The following is a 16,381-nucleotide window of genomic DNA, read 5'->3' as shown; positions in this document are numbered from 1 at the left end:
GCGGGCACGCTAGCGGTGGGTGTCGGGCGCGGGCGAGTGGATTCCGTGGGTCCGCCCCTCGACGACGTGCCGGGTCAGACGCGCCAGGTGGCGGAGTACTGGATGTGCAGCCGGGCCGGTACGTGGCGGCGGGTGTCGGCGTGCGGCCAGGGGCCGGTGCCGAGTTCGACGCAGAAGTGCCCGGCGTCCGGGTGGCGGTGCGCGTGGGACGGGGCCTCGTCGACCAGGCCGCGCAGCGCGGTGCCGTGTTCCCGGAACGCGGTGGAGCTGCCCACGACGAAGAGGGTGTGCGCGGCGATGTCGAAGTCGAGGTGGTCGCGGTACTCGCGGTGGCGACGCCTGGCGTGGTCGATGGCCGTCTCGTCGGGGAAGTCCTCGTCCGGGGTGGTCGCGGTATGGGGCTTGCCCGCGCCGAGGCGTGCCCTGATCTGCTTCCACGACGCGGGCGGGAACTGCAGGCTGTGGTGGACCAGGACCAGGTCCAGCGAGACCGGTTCGCCCTCGCCGACGACGCTCTCGCCGACGATGCCCTCGGGGGCCGGGGTGGCCCGGATCGGCAGATGGACCAGCGACCGGGCGGACCGGGCGGCCAGCGCCCACAGGGCGACGAGCCGGGCCGCGCCGTCCCGGTCGGCGTACATCGACAGCCAGCGGCCTTCGTCGCGCAGCGCCAGCCGTCCGGGGGCCGGGTCCGCCCGGATCACCCGGAACTCGTCGCCGCCCAGCCGTACATGGTGTATTCGCACCCGAGTACTCATCCGGCCCAAGGATACGAAGTCGAAGTCGAATCGAAGTCGAAGATCCCTCGGAGGTGCGTTCGGGGACGCCCCGGCCCCGCGCAGACCGACGCGCCCGACCCTGAGGAAGGGTCGGGCGCGCCGTCGGCCGTGCGGGTCGGTCAGTGGCGGTTCCCGCCGTGGTGCTGACGGTCGCCGCCGTGGTGACGGTCCCGGCCCCAGGACTTGTCGTCGACGAAGCGGTCGCGGTCGTTGCGCAGGGTGGCGGTGTCGGCGCGGTTGCCCCACACCTCACGTCGGCGGTCCTGGAACAGGTCGCTGCGGGTGTCGCGGCCCTCGCCCGTGTGGATGCGGACGGTGGCGCGCGGGGCCAGGCGGTAGCGGTGGAAGGTGTAGGTCTCGCCGCTCTCGTCCGAGAGGGTCCACCCGTGCAGATTGACCTCGTGGCGGGTGGTGTTGGTCAGCTCGACCCACTCCTTGTTGAGGGAGCGGGCGGAGCGGTCGTCCCGGCCCGGTGCGTCGTACTGCACGGCGCTGATCTCCACCTTGGGCCGGGGCTGACGCGGGTGGTCGGCAGCGGAGGCCGGCAGCGCCACCGTCCCGACCACGGCGGCGGCGAGGGCCGCGGCGGCGAGACAGCGAGCGGAAACAGAAGCAGACACGAGGTCTCCTAGTCGGTTGGTTCGGTGCGGGTTCTGCGGCCCAACCGGCCGCACGGCCAACACTTGACCACCGAGCGCGCACCATGCGCCCCATTGGCACCGCCCGTTACAAACCGCCCACATTTCGGTGACAGTAACCTTCAATGTCCATATATGTAACGAACGCTCCGAACCCCGGCCTGACCGGCCAGCACGGCCCGGGCGGGGACCGCGCTTCACCCGAAAGTGGGTCACAACGAACAAGCCGAAAAAGAAGCCGGTGAGGGCGCCCCGTCCCCACGGAGCCCTCACCGGCGGTCCTTCGGCCTTCAGCCCGGTCGGGGCGTCAGGCACGCGCGGGCGCGCGTCAGACGCGCACCAGTTCCCGGTCCTCGTCCGGATCCGAGTGCTGGGCCTCGGCGGGCTTGTTCAGGCCCTCGCCCTCGACGTCCACGTTGGGCAGGATGCGGTCCAGCCACTTCGGGATCCACCAGGCCTTCTTGCCCAGCAGGGCGAGGACGGCCGGCACGATCGCCATGCGCACGACGAACGCGTCGAAGAAGACGGCGATCGCGAGGCCGAAGCCGATCATCTTGACGATCGACTCGGTGGAGCCGATGAAGCCGGAGAAGACGGCCATCATGATGACCGCGGCGGCGGCGACCACCCGGGCGCTGTGCCGGAAGCCGGTCACCACGGCCTGGCTCGCGCTCTCGCCGTGGACGTACGCCTCGCGCATCCGGGTCACGAGGAACACCTCGTAGTCCATCGCCAGGCCGAAGACCACGCCGACCATGAAGATCGGCATCATCGACATGATCGGGCCGGTCTCCTCGACGCCGATGAGACCGCCCAGCCAGCCCCACTGGAAGACCGCGACGACGGCGCCGAGCGCGGCGAGCACGCTGAGCAGGAAGCCGAGGGCCGCCTTCAGCGGGACCAGGATCGAGCGGAAGACCACGATGAGGAGGAGGAAGGCGAGGCCCACGACCAGGCCCAGGTACGGGATCAGCGCGTCGTTGAGCTTCTGCGAGAAGTCGATGTTCATCGCCGTGGTGCCGGTGACCAGCACCTTCGCGTCGGTGTCGACCGTCACGTCGACGCCCGCGGCCCGGATGGCGTGCACGACGTCCTCGGTCTGCGTCGAGGACGGCTTCGACTTCGGGATGACGGTGATCATCGCGGTGTCGCCGGCCTTGTTGAACGTCGCCGGGGTCACCGTGACGACGTCCTTCAGGCCCTTGACCTCGTCGGTCACCGCGGTGGCGGCGGCCTGCGGGTCGGCGGCTTCCTTGGCGTCGACGACGAGCAGCAGGGGGCCGTTGAAGCCGGGCCCGAAGCCCTCCGACAGCAGGTCGTAGGCCCTGCGCTGGGTGGTGGACGTCGGCTGCGAGCCCTCGTCGGGCAGGCCGAGCTCCAGCTGGGTGGCCGGCAGGGCCATCGCGCCGAGGCCGACCACGCCGAGCAGCAGCACGGCGACCGGGCGACGGACCACGAAGCTCGCCCAGCGGCTGCCCATGTTGGGCTTGGCGGCGGAGTCGTCGGTGGCGGCAGTGGCGGCCACGGCGGCGTTGGCGGACCCGGCCGCCGTGGCGGCCTCGGCGGATCCGGCCTGCTTCGCCTTGCGGCCGCCGAGCAGCTTGCCCTTCGCGCCGGCCGGCTTGACCTTGCGGCCCGCGTAGCCGAGCAGCGCCGGAACCATGGTGAGGGCGATGAGGACGGCGATGACGACCGTGCCCGCCGCGGCGAGGCCCATCTTGGTCAGCATCGGGACGTTGACGACCGCGAGTCCGCCCAGCGCGATCACGACCGTGAGGCCCGCGAAGACCACCGCGGAGCCGGCGGTGCCGACGGCCCGGCCGACCGCTTCCTCGCGGTCGCGGCCCTCGGCCAGCTCGCCGCGGTAGCGGGAGACGATGAACAGCGCGTAGTCGATGCCGACCGCGAGGCCGATCATCAGGGCCAGCGTGGCGGTGGAGTCGCCGAGGTCGAACGCGCTGGCGAGGGAGGTGATGGTGGCGCCGCCGATGCCGACGCCGATGATCGCCGTCAGCAGCGGCAGTCCGGCCGCGACGAGCGAGCCCAGGGTGAGGACGAGGACGATCGCGGCGATGACGAGGCCGATGATCTCGCCGATGACCTCCTGCCCGGGCTGGGCCTGGAGCGCGTCACCGCCCATCTCGACGGTCAGCCCGGCGTCCTTGGCCTTGTCGCCGGTGGCTTCCAGTGCCTCCCGGGTGGAGTCCTGGATCTCGACCGCGGAGACGTCGTACTTCACCGACGTGTAGGCGACCTTGCCGTCCTTGCTCACGGCGCCGGACGTGAACGGGTCGGTGGCGGAGACGACCTCGGAGCCTTCGCCCAGCTCCTTGACGGTCCGGTCGACGATCGCCTTGTTGGCGGTGTCGGTCACCTTCTGGCCGTCGGGCGCCTTGAAGACGACACGCGCGGTGGCGCCGTCGGCGCTGCCGCCCGGGAACCGCTGTTCCAGCAGGTCGAAGGCCTTCTGGGCCTCGACGCCCGGAATGGAGAAGGAGGAGGTGCCGGCGGCGGGCGCGGAGGCGGCGCCCACGCCGGCGAGAGTCAGCAGCGCCACCCATATCAGGGCGGCGAAGTGTCGTCGGCGAAAGGCGAGTCGCCCGAGTTTGTAGAGGAACGTGGCCACGGAGGCGTACTCCCGGTCAGGTCGTTTGTGTGAGGGCCTGTCGACACAGGCCCAAAGGGCAGGGTTGACCAACCCGGCGGGGAGGCAGGGGTGATCGGCCCGACGACCGGAGCGGTGACGTCAGGAGGGGCGGACCGTGGGGACGGTCAGGTGGTGGAGGGTGCGCAGAGGGCGGGGAGCACCACTGCGTCGATGTACGAAAGGAGGAAGGCCTGCGTCGGCGGCTGTTCGTCCAGCATGGTGCGGGCGGCGAACGCGCCGATCATCATGTGCGGGACGAACGCGAGCGCGGGGCTGTCCGCGGGGATCTCGCCCCGGTCGACGGCCCGCTGCATGACGCGGCGGAACTCGGCCATCTCCGGCTCGATCAGGTGTTCCTTGAACGCCTTCAGGAGGTCGGGGTTGCCGTGGATCGCCATGGCCAGGCCCCGCATGAGCGCGGAGTTCTGCTCCATCTTGCAGTCGTCCGACAGCATCGTGAGGGCGTGCAGGTCGCCTCGGATCGTCCCGGTGTCGACCGCGTAGGCGGAAGCGCCCGGCTTGTCGTACCGGACCGCCCTCGCCACCAGCTCGGCCTTGCCGCCCCACTGGCGGTAGAGGGTCGCCTTGCTGGATCGGGTGCGAGCGGCGATGGCGTCCATGGTGAGGGCGTCGTAGCCGACTTCGCGGAGCAGTTCGAGCACGGCCTCGTAGAGCTCGGCCTCGCGCTCGGGGGTGATGCGGCTGCGACGCGCCGTTGCGACCTCAGTCATTCCGCTCCCCTTCCCGCTCTGGACCCAGCTGAACCGACACGGTTCCGTGTCCGCAATCCGTACACCATGAATGTAGCGTACTCCCGTGCGAAACGAAACTGTTTCGTACGTGCCTGGGGAGGGTGCTCTGGCTCACGTCGGCCGCCGTCTCGCGCACAGGTCGCGCGTCTGTCATAAGTTGCCCTGGTCCATCCCCCGGAAAAGCATGGGGAGGTGAGCTATCTGCGTCTGCCCCACCTCAGCGGTGACCTGTTGTGCTTCGTGGCCGAGGACGACCTCTGGCTGGCCCCTCTCGACGAACCGGGCCGCGCCTGGCGGCTCACCGTCGACCGGACGAAGGCCGGACACCCCCGCTTCTCCCCCGACGGCCGCCGGATCGCGTACACGAGCTGGCGCAGTCTCGTCCCCGAGATCCACCTGGTGCCGGTCGACGGCGGGCCGGGCCGGCGGCTGACCTACTGGGGCAGCTCCGACACCCGGGTCTGCGGCTGGACGCCGGAGGGCGACATCCTCGCCGTCGCCTCCCACGGCGAGCCCTTCTCTTACTTCACCTGGGCCTACAAGGTCGCCACCGACGGCTGCCCCGGCCGCAAACTCCCCTGGGGCCCGGTCTCCGACCTCCAGGTCGCCGACCTCGACGGCGAGCGCAAGAGCCTCCTGCTCACCGGCACCCCACCGCATGAGCCGGCCGCCTGGAAGCGGTACCGCGGCGGCGCCACCGGCCGGCTGTGGCTGCACGGGCAGCGGCTCCTCGAAGGCCTCGACGGCCACCTGGACTCCCCCCTCTTCGCCGGCGGGCGGATCGCGTTCCTCTCCGACCACGAAGGCGTCGGCAACCTCTACTCCTGCGCCCACGACGGCTCCGGCCTGCGCCGGCACACCGACCACGACGCCTTCTACGCCCGGCACGCGTCGAGCGACGGGACGCGGGTGGTGTACCAGTGCGCCGGGGAGCTGTGGATCGTCGACGACCTCGCCGCCGGCTCCGAGCCGCGCCGCCTCGACGTCCGGCTGAACGGTCCCCGGGCCGGGCGGCGGCCGTACCAGATCCCGGCCGCCCAGCACGTGGACGGCATCTCCGTCGACGAGACCGGACGGGCGAGCGCCGTCGTCGTCCGCGGCAGCCTCTACTGGCTGACCCACCGCGACGGCCCCGCCCGGACGATCACCGACACCCCCGGGGTCCGGGTGCGGCTGCCGGAGATGCTCGGCTCCGGCGGCCAGGTCGCCTATGTGACGGACGCGGAGGGCGAGGACGCCGTCGAGATCGCCTATCTGCCGCGGGCCACCGGCGACCGCGAGCCGCGCAGGCTCGCCTCCGGGGAGCTCGGCCGGGTCCTGGAGATGGTCTGCGACCCGCAGGGCGAACGCCTCGCGCTCGCCGCGCACGACGGCCGGCTCCTGCTCATCGACGCGACGGAGGACTCCAACGGCGCGGTCACCGAGGTCATCTCGTCGACCAACGGACCCGTGCGCGATCTGGCCTTCTCCCCGGACGGCAGCTGGCTGACCTGGTCGCATCCGGGCATCGGGCGCTCCCTGCGGCAGATCAAGCTGGCCCGCATCAAGGACCGCCTCATCGTGGACGTGACCAACGGCCGGTTCGAGGACGAGAACCCCGTGTTCACCCGGGACGGCCGCTATCTCGCCTTCCTCTCCTGGCGCGGCTTCGACCCCGTCTACGACGTCCACACCGGCGACCTGTCCTTCCCGCTGGGCTGCCGGCCCTACCTGGTGCCGCTCTCCTCGGCGACCCCCTCCCCCTTCGCCCTCACCCCGGAGGGCCGGCCGGCGGCCGGGGGCCTGGACCCGGTGGAGGACGACGAGGGCGGCGGCGACGGGACCGTGACCGTCGAGATCGAGGGCCTGGAGAGCCGGGTCACGCCCTTCCCGGTGACGGCGTCCAAGTACTCGGCGATGTACCCGGTCGCGGGCGGCGGACTGGTCTGGCTGCGCTGGCCGATCTCCGGCGCGCTGGGCGAGACGTTCGCCAACCCGGACGACACCAGTGGGCGGCCCACCCTCGAACACTTCAACATCAGCAAGGCGAAGAAGTCCGAACTCGTCGACCATCTCGACTTCTTCGCGCTCAGCGGGGACGGCAGCCGGCTGGTCCTGGTCGACGAGGGCGAGCTGCGCGCGGTGCCGGCCGGCGAGTCCGGGGACCTCGACTCCACGGTCTGGATCGACCTGCGGCGCATCCTGCACGAGGTGGACCCGGGCGCCGAGTGGCGGCAGTCCTACGAGGAGGCCGGACGGCTGATCCGCGCCTACTTCTGGGACCCGGGGATGTGCGGGATCGACTGGGACGCGGTGCTCGAGCAGTACCGGCCGCTGGTCGAACAGGTAGCCTCGCCGGACGAGTTCGCGGACCTGCTGCGCGAGGTGCTGGGCGAGCTGGGCACCTCCCACGCGTACGTGACCGCCGCCCGGCGCGGCGAGGGGCCGCCGCACTATCAGCGCCTCCAGGGTCTGCTGGGCGCCAACTTCGTGCACCGGGACGGCGGTTGGACCGTCCGGCGGATCCTGCCCGGCGACTCCTCGGACTCCAAGGCGCGTTCGCCGCTGGCCGGGACCGGGATCCGGGAGGGCGCGGTGCTCACCCACGTCGACGGCCGCGAGGTCGACCCGGTGACCGGCCCGTACCCCCTCCTCGCCGGATCGGGCGGCACGACGGTCGAGCTGACCTTCGCCCGACCCGTCGCCCACCACCACCCTTCCAAGGAAGGCCCTGCGGGCCCCTCTCTTTCCGCGGAGGGCGAGGCGGGCCGCTCCCGCCGCGTCGCCGTGGTCCCCCTGACCGACGAACGGCCCCTGCGCTACCAGGACTGGGTGGCCAAACGGCGGGCCGTGGTACGGGAGTTGAGCGGCGGCCGGTGCGGCTATCTGCACATCCCCGACATGGGCGGCTCGGGCTGGGCCCAGTTCAACCGCGATCTGCGCATGGAGGTGTCCCGGCCCGCGCTGATCGTGGACGTGCGCGGCAACGCGGGCGGCCACATCAGCGAACTGGTGGTGGAGAAACTGACCCGCACGATCCTGGGCTGGGACCTGACGAGGAACGCCCAGCCGGTGTCGTACGCGTCGAACGCGCCGCGCGGCCCGGTCGTGGCCCTGGCCGACGAGGCGACCTCCTCCGACGGCGACATGATCACCGCCGCGTTCAAGCTCCTCAAGCTGGGCCCGGTGGTCGGCCAGCGCACCTGGGGCGGCGTGGTCGGCATGACCGGCCGCCACCGGCTCGGCGACGGCACGGTCATCACCGTCCCGATGAACGCGGCCTGGTTCGACGCGTACGGCTGGTCGGTGGAGAACCGGGGCGTCACGCCCGACCTGGAGGTCCTGCGCACCCCCCTCGACTGGGCCGAGGGCCGGCACGTCCAGCTCGACGACGCGATCCAACTGGCCCTGGACCTCCTTGCCACCAGTCCCCCGGCGACCCCGCCCGACCACACCGACGTCCCGGACCGCAGCCGCCCGAAGCTGCCGCCGCGGACTGCTCCTTGAGCTACTGGCGTTGCTCGCGCAAGCGTCGGTCCAGCGCCAGCGACAGTTCCGCGTCCATCACGCTGGTGGCCAGAGGGCGCAGGCGAGGCAGGTCGTCCTCGCTCGCATGGCGCAGGATCAGGGCGGTGAAGAGGTCGGCGAGGGCGTCGGCGTGTTCGCGCACGCGCACGCCGGCCGCCAGAACCTCGGCGAGCGGGATGCCCTCGCGGACCAGGGCGGCGGAGACGTCCAGCAGCCGTCGGCTGATGTGGACGATCTCGTCGCCGTCCGTGCCCAGATAGCCGAGGTCGAGGGCGGCGGCGAGGTTCTCCGGGGTGACCTGGCCCTCGAAGCGGGCGGCGAGCTCCTCGGGGGTGAGCCGGACCGGTTCCTCCTCGGTGGGTCCGCCGACGCCGAGGAGGTCGGCGACGTCCCGGCCGTGGTCGAGGGCGTCGGCCAGCTCCGCGATGCCGTTGAGGGTGTGACCGCGCTCCAGCAGCGCCGCGATCGTGCGCAGCCGGGCCAGATGATGGTCGTCGTACCAGGCGATGCGGCCCTCGCGGCGGGGCGGCGCGAGCAGTTTGCGTTCGCGGTAGAAGCGCAGGGTGCGCACCGTGATGCCGGCCTCCCCGGCCAGCTCCTCCGTCCGGTACTCCCGCTTCTCCGTCACGGGCGAAGCCTATGTTCTACCGCCGGTAACTCTCCCTCTCCCGGCCCTACCCATCGGTACGGAGCTGCTCTACGCTCCCATTGCGCCAGTGTTCACTGGCGCAGTCGCAAGGCAGCAAGGTCGCAAGGTCGCAAGGTCCGTAGAGTCGCATGCACGGCTAGGAGGCGTCGGGATGACCGAACACGTACGGGTGGCGGTGATCGGATCCGGCTTCGGTGGGCTGGGAGCCGCCGTGCGGCTGCGCCGCGAGGGGATCACCGACTTCGTCGTCCTGGAACGGGCGAGCAGCGTCGGCGGGGCCTGGCGCGACAACAGCTACCCGGGGTGCGCCTGCGACGTGCCCTCCCACCTGTACTCCTTCTCCTTCGCGCCCAACCCGGACTGGCCGCGCACGTTCTCCGGGCAGGAGCACATCCGCGCCTATCTGGAGCACGTCGCGGACGTCTTCCGGCTCCGGCCGCATCTGCGTCTCGACTCCGAGGTGCTGCGGATGACCTGGGACCCGCGGGAGCTGCGCTGGGACATCGAGACGAGCGGCGGGCGCCGGTACCTCGCCGATGTGGTCGTGTCGGCCACGGGGCCGCTGTCCGATCCCAAGGTCCCGGAGATCCCCGGGCTCGACTCGTTCCCCGGCAAGGTCTTCCACTCCGCCCGGTGGGACCACGATCACGATCTGCGCGGCGAGCGGGTCGCCATGGTCGGCACGGGCGCGTCCGCGATCCAGATCGTGCCGGCCATCCAGCCCGACGTCTCCCGGCTGACGCTCTTCCAGCGCACCCCGCCCTGGGTGATGCCCCGCGTCGACCGGGCCATCAGCGGCGCCGAACGCGCCCTGCACCGCGCCCTGCCCGTCACCGCCCAGCTGCGCCGCGGGCTCCTGTGGGGGCTGCGGGAACTCCAGGTCCAGGCGTTCACCAAGCATCCGAACGAACTCGGCCTGGTCGAGCAGATCGCGAAGCAGAACATGGCCCGCGCCATCAAGGATCCGGCGCTGCGCGCCAAGCTCACCCCCGACTACCGCATCGGCTGCAAGCGGATCCTGCTCTCCAGCGCCTACTATCCGGCCCTCGCGCAGCCCAACGTCGACCTCGTGGCGAGCGGGCTGAGCGAGATCCGGGGGTCCACGCTGGTCGCGGCGGACGGCAGCGAGGCCGAGGTCGACACGATCGTCTTCGGCACCGGGTTCCATGTCACCGACATGCCGATCACCGACCGGGTGGTGGACGCCGACGGGCGGACCCTCGCCGAGAGCTGGAAGGACGGCATGGAGGCCCTGCGCGGCGCCTCCGCCGCCGGCTTCCCCAACTGGATGACGATCATCGGCCCCAACACCGGCCTCGGGAACTCCTCCATGATCCTGATGATCGAGTCCCAGCTGAACTACATGGCCGACTTCCTGCGGCAGTTGGACGTCCTGGGCGGGCGCGCGGCGCTGGACGCCCGGCCGAGCGCCGTGCACGCCTGGAACCGCCGGGTGCAGGAGCGGATGAAGCGCACGGTGTGGAACACGGGCGGCTGCACCAGCTGGTACCTGGACGCGAGCGGCCGCAACACCACCGTCTGGCCGGGCACCACCGCCGAGTTCCGCAGGGCCACGCGACGCGTGAACCTCGCGGAGTACGAGGTCCTGCGGGCCCCCGCGGTCCCGGCCGTGACGGATGCCGGGACGGACGGCGATCGGGACGAGGTGACGGCGTCGTGACGGGCTACCGCGAGCTCACCGCCGTCTCCGCCGACGGCACCCCGCTGCACGTCGAGATCCACGGCCCCGAACGCGGCCCCGAACACGCTCCCGAGGCCGCGCCGGCCGTCGTCCTCGCGCACGGCTGGACCTGCTCGACGGCCTTCTGGGCGGCGCAGATCCGCGATCTCGCCGTCGACCACCGCGTCATCGCCTACGACCAGCGCGGCCACGGCCGCACCCCGGCGAGCCCGGTGTGCAGCACGGACGCGCTCGCCGACGACCTGGAAGCCGTCCTCGACGCGACGCTCGCGCCCGGGGAGAAGGCCGTGATCGCCGGTCACTCCATGGGCGGCATGACGGTGCTGGCGGCGGCCGCCAGGGGCGGGTTCCGGGAGCACGCGGTGGCCGTCCTGCTGTGCAGCACCGGCGCCTCGCGGCTGGTCGCCGAGTCCACCGTCGTCCCGCTGCGGCCGGGTCGGCTGCGGACCTGGCTGACCCGGCGCGTCCTCGGGTCGCGGGCGCCGCTCGGGCCGGTCACGCCGCTCGCCAGGCGGATCCTGAAGTACGCGACCATGGGCGCCGGTTCGGCCCCGCACCTGGTGGACGCCTGCGCCCGGATCGTGCACGCCTGTCCGCGCAAGGTGCGCCACGCCTGGTCGCAGGTGCTGAGCCTGCTCGATCTCGACCACTCGGTACGGGAGTTGCGGGTGCCGACGGCGGTGCTGGTCGGCACCGGCGACCGGCTGACCCCGCCGGTCCACGCCCACCGCATCGCCGCGGCCCTGCCCCTCTCGCTCGGGGTCACCGAACTGCCCGGTCTCGGCCATATGACGCCGGTCGAGGCGCCCGACCTGGTCAACCGCAGGATCCGGGAACTCGTCACCCAGTACGCACAGTTGAAGGAGGGCGCATGAGCGGCAGGGCCGGTCTGGAAGGGCAGGTGGCCGTCGTCACCGGGGCCGCGCGGGGCGTGGGCGAACTGCTCGCCCGCAAGCTCTCCGCGCGCGGGGCGAAGGTCGCCCTGGTCGGCCTGGAGCCGGACGCGCTCAAGCAGGTCTCCGAGCGCCTGCACGGCGACAGCGCCCACTGGTACGCCGACGTCACCGACCACGAGGCGATGGCGCGGGTCGCGGCGGAGGTGAAGGAGCGCTTCGGCAAGGTGGACATCGTGGTCGCCAACGCGGGTGTCGCGTCCGGCGGGCCCTTCGCCGACTCCGACCCCGAGTCGTGGCGGCGGGTCATCGAGGTCAACCTGATCGGCTCGGCGGTCACCGCCCGCGCGTTCCTGCCGCTGCTGAAGGAGAGCCGCGGCTACCTGCTCCAGATCGCCTCGCTCGCCGCGATCACCCCGGCGCCGATGATGACCGCGTACTGCGCGTCCAAGTCGGGCGTGGAGGCGTACGCGCACAGTCTGCGCGCCGAAGTCGCGTACCAGGGCGTCCGGGTCGGCGTCGGCTACCTGTCCTGGACCGACACGGACATGGTGCGCGGGGCCGATCAGGACGCGGTGATGCGGGAGTTGAGGCAGCGGCTGCCCTGGCCGTCGAACAAGACGTACCCGCTCGGCCCGGCCGTCGACCGCATCGTGGCCGGCATCGAACGGCGCTCCTCGCATGTGTACGGACAGTGGTGGCTGCGGGGCATGCAGGGCGTGCGCGGCTACCTGCCCGGGATCGTCGGGACGGTCGGCGCGCGGGAGATGAAACGGTTCGCGCCCAGGCTGCAGGGCATTCGGACGGGGCTGATGGGCGCGGGCGGCTCCGCCGACGAACAGGCCCGGAGCACGGGGACTACGCAGCGTAGTTGATCGACATGCGCGGCGTGACCGCCCATGTGAATCTGGTCGAGGCCCCACCACGGGGCCCCAACCCCCCTCATCTCCCACAGGAGTGAACCCACATGGGTATGAAGGACAAGTTCCAGGACCAGTCCGAGCAGTGGAAGCAGCAGGCCAAGCAGAAGGCCGAGCAGGCCAAGGAGCACGCTCAGCAGCACGGCAAGCAGCGCCCCGGCGAGCGTCCGGGAGAGCGTCCGGGAGCGCGCCCCGGCGAGCGTCAGGGTGTGCGACCGGGCGCGGCACGACCCGGTGCGCGACCCGGCGAGGGCGACGCGGAGCGGATGCGGCGCGAGCAGGAGGACCGGCTGAACCACGACTACGACATGTAGTCGTCGTCACAGCCCCACTCGTCGGCTTCTGCCGATGACGCCATGATTCAGGGCGCCCTTCTTCTTGGAGGGCGCCCTGAGTTCGTTCCGGTTCGTGCGGCTTCGGGTGCGCGTGGCTCGGGTTCGTGCGGCTGCGGGTTCGTGCGGCTTCGGGTTCGTGCGGCTTCGGGTTTCCGTCAGTTGCCGAAGGTCACGGTGACCGGGGCGTGGTCGGACCAGCGCTCAGCATGCGTGGCCGCCCGCTCCACGACCGCCTTGAGGGCGCGCGCCGCCAGTCCGGGCGACGCGACGGCCAGGTCGATCCGCCAACCTGAGTCGTTGTCAAATGCCCGCCCCCGGTACGACCACCAGGTGTACGGCCCCTCCACGTCCGGATGCAGCGCGCGCACGACGTCGACGTAACCGCCGTCCGTCGCCGCCAGGACCCGGCCCAGCCAGTCCCGCTCCTCCGGCAGGAAGCCGGAGTTCTTCTGGTTGGCGCGCCAGTTCTTCAGATCGGCCTGCTGGTGGGCGATGTTCCAGTCGCCGCAGACCAGGACCTCGCGGCCGTCGGCGGCGGCGCGGACGCGCAACTCCTTGAGGTAGGCCAGGAACTCGGTCATGAAGCGGACCTTCTCGTCCTGCCGGTCCGTGCCGACCTCGCCCGAGGGCAGGTAGAGGGAGGCGACCGTCACACCGGGCAGGTCGGCCTCGACATAGCGGCCGCTGCCGTCGAACTCGGCCGAGCCGAAGCCGATCCGGACGGCGTCCGGTTCGCGGCGGGTGTAGAGGGAGACGCCGGCCCGGCCCTTCGCGGCGGCCGGGGCGTGGGTGACATGCCAGCCCTCGGGCGCCCGGACCGCCTCCGGCAGCTGCTCGGGCTCGGCACGCACCTCCTGGAGGCACAGCACATCGGCGGAGGTGTCCGCGAGCCACTCGGCGAAGCCCTTCTTCGCGGCGGCACGCAGTCCATTCACGTTCACGGAGGTCACGGTCAGCACCCGGGCACGATACCGGCACACTGGACGAGGTCCGGTTGCCGACGTTCAGAATGGGTGTACAAATATACCGTGAGTGACATGAATATACGCCGGGTTCCCTTCGACCACCCCGACGCGGTCAAGCTCAACGACGAGGTCCAGGCCGAGTATCACGAGCGCTACGGCGACGGCGGCGACGCCACCGTCCTGGAACCGTCCGACTTCCTCCCGCCGCGCGGGGTGTACCTCATCGCCTACGACGCGACCGACCGCCCCGTGGCCACCGGCGGCTGGCGCAGCCAGGACGAGAACGGCGAGGGCAACCAGGACGGCGACGCCGAGCTGAAGCGGATGTTCGTCGTGCGGGACATGCGCGGCCGGGGTCTGGCGCGGCGGATGCTGACCGAGTTGGAGGCGGACGCGCGGGCGGCCGGCCGGATCCGGATGGTGCTGGAGACCGGCTCGGAGCAGCCCGAGGCCATCAGCCTGTACACGGCCACCGGGTACGAGCCGTGCACGAAGTTCGGCTACTACCGCGAGTACGACTCCAGCCGCTGCTTCGCGAAGCCCCTCAGCTTCTGAGGTAGGCCAGTACGGCGAGCACCCGGCGGTGGGTGTCGTCGGCCGGGGGCAGATCCAGCTTCGTGAGGATGCCGCCGATGTGCTTGCCGACGGCCGCCTCCGACACCACCAGCGCCCTGGCTATCGCCCCGTTGGACTTCCCCTCCGCGACCAGCGCCAGCACCTCCCGCTCACGCGGGGTCAGCCGGGCCAGCGGATCGCGGCGCCGACGCAGCAGTTGTCGTACGACCTCGGGGTCGACGACCGTGCCGCCGGCCGCGACCGCGCGCAGGGCGTCCACGAACTCCTCGACCTGGCCGACGCGGTCCTTGAGCAGATAGCCGACGCCGCTGCCGTCCCCGGAGTCGAGCAGTTCGGCGGCGTACGCGCGCTGGACGTACTGGCTGAGGACGAGCACCGGCAGCCCGGGCCGCTCGGCGCGCAGCCGCACCGCCGCGTGCAGCCCCTCGTCCTGAAAGCCGGGCGGCATCCGGACGTCGGTGACGACGACGTCGGGCGCATGCGCCGCGACCGCCGTGAGCAGCGCCGACGCGTCGCCGACCGCCGCGACGACCTCATGGCCGAAGCGGGTGAGCAGGGCCGTCAGGCCGTCGCGGAGGAGGACGCTGTCCTCGGCGAGGACGACGCGAAGTCCTCGTTCGTCGGTGGGGACGTCGGTGGGGGCGTCGGTCGAGACGTCGGTGAGGGCGTCGGGGTCGGCTCGCAAGGGATCTCCACACGCAGCAAGGTCGGTCCGCCGGGCGGGCTGGTCACGGACAGTGTTCCATCCAGCACTGACACTCGGTCCGCGAGACCGGTGAGCCCGGTCCCGCGCGCCTGGTCGGCGCCGCCCTCGCCGTCGTCGGACACCTCCAGCACGAGCAGCCGGCCGTCGCGGTGCTCTACGCGCACGCGTGCGCGTGCCGCCCCGCTGTGCCGGGCCACGTTGGCCAGCGCCTCGCGGACCACGAAGTGGGCGGCGGCCTCCACCGCCTGCGGCAACCGGGCCGCCCCGGGCAATTCGCACGCCACGTCCACCGGGACCGGCGACCGGTCGGCCGCGTCGGCGACGGCCGCCGCCAGGCCGTGGTCGGCGAGCACCTTGGGGTGGATGCCGTGGATCAGCTCGCGCAGCTCGGCGAGGACCGCGCCCGCCTCGTCCTGGGCGCGCGCGAGCTGCTCGGCGAGCGGTCCGCCGGGCGGGGCGTCGAGCCGGGCCAGGCCCAGGGCCATGCTGAGGGCGACGAGACGCTGCTGGGCGCCGTCGTGCAGATCGCGTTCGATGCGGCGCCGCTCCGCCTCGAAGGCGTCGACCAACCGCGCCCGGGACCGCGTCAGTTCGACGACCCTGGCCTCCTGGCCGCCGTCGCGCGGGGCGACCAGCCGACGGGTCAGCGCGGCCCGCGCCCCGGCGGCGGCGCCGAGGACGTAGGCGCCGCCCGCCAGCAGCAGCACGCCCAGCACGGCGGAGCCGAACGCGGCGGGCTGACCGGTGACCGTCCACAGCTTCACCACCCGCACCTCCCGCCCGCCGCCGACCGTCGCCAGCAACAGCGGGGTCGCGGCCATCGCCAGCGGCAGGACCAGGGCGACGGTGAGCAGGACCGCCTCGGCCGGCCAGAGGAGGCAGGCGGCGAGGAGTGTGTGGCCCAGCTCGCGCCAGGTCGCGCGGTCGCGCAGCCGGGTGGTGAGCCAGGCGCGCACGCCGGGCGTACGGAGCTCGACATGTGCGCCGGGCGCGGGCTCCCCGTCGATCCACCGGAGCCTGCGCCGCTCCAGCGCGCCCACGGGCAGCCCGGCGAGCACGGTGACCGCAAGCAGCGGCAGTCCCACGAGCACGATCGCGAGGATCCCGCCGACGGCCACCCACAGCACGAGCCCCACCAGCACGACCGCCCCGCCGACGGCCCCCGTCAACAGATACGCGACGGCCCGCCAGGGCCACGGCGACAGCAGATAACCCGGCCGGGACAACGCCTGCCACACGTTCCGGGGAGGCGGAGGAGGCGAGGAAGGCAGGCAATGCAAAGGATGCATACGGATCACCGTACGAGCGCGGC

The 16,381-nt window shown here is 72.2% G+C and carries 14 protein-coding genes; 6 read left to right on the top strand and 8 right to left on the bottom strand.

The features are described 5' to 3' along the window. Positions 1-74: 74 nt before the first annotated feature. The 4 genes from ACWCPF_RS08155 to ACWCPF_RS08140 form a co-directional block, all read right to left on the bottom strand. Positions 75-758, bottom strand: a complete 684-nt coding sequence (locus ACWCPF_RS08155) for a hypothetical protein (RefSeq protein WP_451044132.1) — start codon at positions 756-758, stop codon at positions 75-77. A 140-nt stretch (positions 759-898) separates the two neighbouring features. After that, on the bottom strand, positions 899-1,399 hold the full coding sequence (locus tag ACWCPF_RS08150; protein WP_451044131.1) for a lamin tail domain-containing protein: 501 nt from the start codon (positions 1,397-1,399) through the stop codon (positions 899-901). A gap of 346 nt (positions 1,400-1,745) precedes the next feature. Continuing rightward, positions 1,746-4,043 (bottom strand): MMPL family transporter, encoded by a 2,298-nt coding sequence (locus ACWCPF_RS08145; RefSeq protein ID WP_451044130.1) that lies wholly within the window; start codon positions 4,041-4,043, stop codon positions 1,746-1,748. A 146-nt stretch (positions 4,044-4,189) separates the two neighbouring features. Continuing rightward, positions 4,190-4,795, bottom strand: a complete 606-nt coding sequence (locus tag ACWCPF_RS08140) for a TetR/AcrR family transcriptional regulator (protein WP_451044129.1) — start codon at positions 4,793-4,795, stop codon at positions 4,190-4,192. Positions 4,796-5,008: 213 nt separating this feature from the next. Here ACWCPF_RS08140 and ACWCPF_RS08135 point away from each other — a divergent pair, with 213 nt between their 5' ends. Next, on the top strand, positions 5,009-8,302 hold the full coding sequence (locus tag ACWCPF_RS08135; RefSeq protein ID WP_451044128.1) for a S41 family peptidase: 3,294 nt from the start codon (positions 5,009-5,011) through the stop codon (positions 8,300-8,302). 1 nt (position 8,303) lies between these two features. On the opposite strand, the gene ACWCPF_RS08130 is transcribed toward ACWCPF_RS08135, so the two are convergent. Continuing rightward, complete coding sequence (locus ACWCPF_RS08130) at positions 8,304-8,951, bottom strand: MerR family transcriptional regulator (RefSeq protein WP_451044127.1); 648 nt, start codon at positions 8,949-8,951, stop codon at positions 8,304-8,306. 172 nt (positions 8,952-9,123) lie between these two features. On the opposite strand from ACWCPF_RS08130, the gene ACWCPF_RS08125 reads away from it, so the two are divergent. The 4 genes from ACWCPF_RS08125 to ACWCPF_RS08110 all read left to right on the top strand — a co-directional run bounded on the left by ACWCPF_RS08125 (position 9,124) and on the right by ACWCPF_RS08110 (position 12,801). Next, positions 9,124-10,653, top strand: coding sequence for a flavin-containing monooxygenase (locus tag ACWCPF_RS08125; RefSeq protein ID WP_451044126.1), 1,530 nt, complete (start codon positions 9,124-9,126; stop codon positions 10,651-10,653). Further along, the gene (locus tag ACWCPF_RS08120) at positions 10,650-11,549 is read left to right on the top strand and encodes an alpha/beta fold hydrolase (protein ID WP_451044125.1); all 900 of its coding nucleotides are present in this window, start codon (positions 10,650-10,652) and stop codon (positions 11,547-11,549) included. The genes ACWCPF_RS08125 and ACWCPF_RS08120 overlap by 4 nt, the downstream gene beginning before the upstream one ends. Next, the gene (locus tag ACWCPF_RS08115) at positions 11,546-12,442 is read left to right on the top strand and encodes an SDR family oxidoreductase (RefSeq protein ID WP_451044124.1); all 897 of its coding nucleotides are present in this window, start codon (positions 11,546-11,548) and stop codon (positions 12,440-12,442) included. Before ACWCPF_RS08120 ends, ACWCPF_RS08115 begins: the two co-directional genes overlap by 4 nt. A gap of 92 nt (positions 12,443-12,534) precedes the next feature. Continuing rightward, positions 12,535-12,801, top strand: a complete 267-nt coding sequence (locus ACWCPF_RS08110; RefSeq protein WP_451044123.1) for a hypothetical protein — start codon at positions 12,535-12,537, stop codon at positions 12,799-12,801. A 176-nt stretch (positions 12,802-12,977) separates the two neighbouring features. On the opposite strand, the gene ACWCPF_RS08105 is transcribed toward ACWCPF_RS08110, so the two are convergent. Beyond that, a complete protein-coding gene (locus tag ACWCPF_RS08105) occupies positions 12,978-13,781 on the bottom strand; it encodes an exodeoxyribonuclease III (protein ID WP_451044122.1) in 804 nt (267 codons plus the stop codon). 78 nt (positions 13,782-13,859) lie between these two features. Between ACWCPF_RS08105 and ACWCPF_RS08100 the strand changes: the two genes are divergently transcribed. After that, on the top strand, positions 13,860-14,342 hold the full coding sequence (locus ACWCPF_RS08100; RefSeq protein ID WP_451044240.1) for a GNAT family N-acetyltransferase: 483 nt from the start codon (positions 13,860-13,862) through the stop codon (positions 14,340-14,342). On the opposite strand, the gene ACWCPF_RS08095 is transcribed toward ACWCPF_RS08100, so the two are convergent. Next, the gene (locus tag ACWCPF_RS08095; protein ID WP_451044239.1) at positions 14,332-14,928 is read right to left on the bottom strand and encodes a LuxR C-terminal-related transcriptional regulator; all 597 of its coding nucleotides are present in this window, start codon (positions 14,926-14,928) and stop codon (positions 14,332-14,334) included. The two genes, ACWCPF_RS08100 and ACWCPF_RS08095, sit on opposite strands and share 11 nt — an antisense overlap. Continuing rightward, on the bottom strand, positions 14,925-16,295 hold the full coding sequence (locus ACWCPF_RS08090; RefSeq protein WP_451044121.1) for a sensor histidine kinase: 1,371 nt from the start codon (positions 16,293-16,295) through the stop codon (positions 14,925-14,927). Before ACWCPF_RS08090 ends, ACWCPF_RS08095 begins: the two co-directional genes overlap by 4 nt. Positions 16,296-16,381 lie beyond the last annotated feature (86 nt).

This window comes from Streptomyces sp. NPDC001858, from assembly GCF_053594615.1.
This window is presented reverse-complemented; position numbering and strand designations above follow the sequence as displayed.

Excerpts from the sequence above, each read along its gene's own strand:
- ACWCPF_RS08155 (WP_451044132.1), bottom strand. The coding sequence starts at position 758 with ATGAGTACTCGGGTGCGAATACACCATGTACGGCTGGGCGGCGACGAG.
- ACWCPF_RS08140 (WP_451044129.1), bottom strand. The coding sequence starts at position 4,795 with ATGACTGAGGTCGCAACGGCGCGTCGCAGCCGCATCACCCCCGAGCGC.
- ACWCPF_RS08125 (WP_451044126.1), top strand. The coding sequence starts at position 9,124 with ATGACCGAACACGTACGGGTGGCGGTGATCGGATCCGGCTTCGGTGGG.
- ACWCPF_RS08115 (WP_451044124.1), top strand. The coding sequence starts at position 11,546 with ATGAGCGGCAGGGCCGGTCTGGAAGGGCAGGTGGCCGTCGTCACCGGG.
- ACWCPF_RS08110 (WP_451044123.1), top strand. The coding sequence starts at position 12,535 with ATGGGTATGAAGGACAAGTTCCAGGACCAGTCCGAGCAGTGGAAGCAG.
- ACWCPF_RS08100 (WP_451044240.1), top strand. The coding sequence starts at position 13,860 with ATGAATATACGCCGGGTTCCCTTCGACCACCCCGACGCGGTCAAGCTC.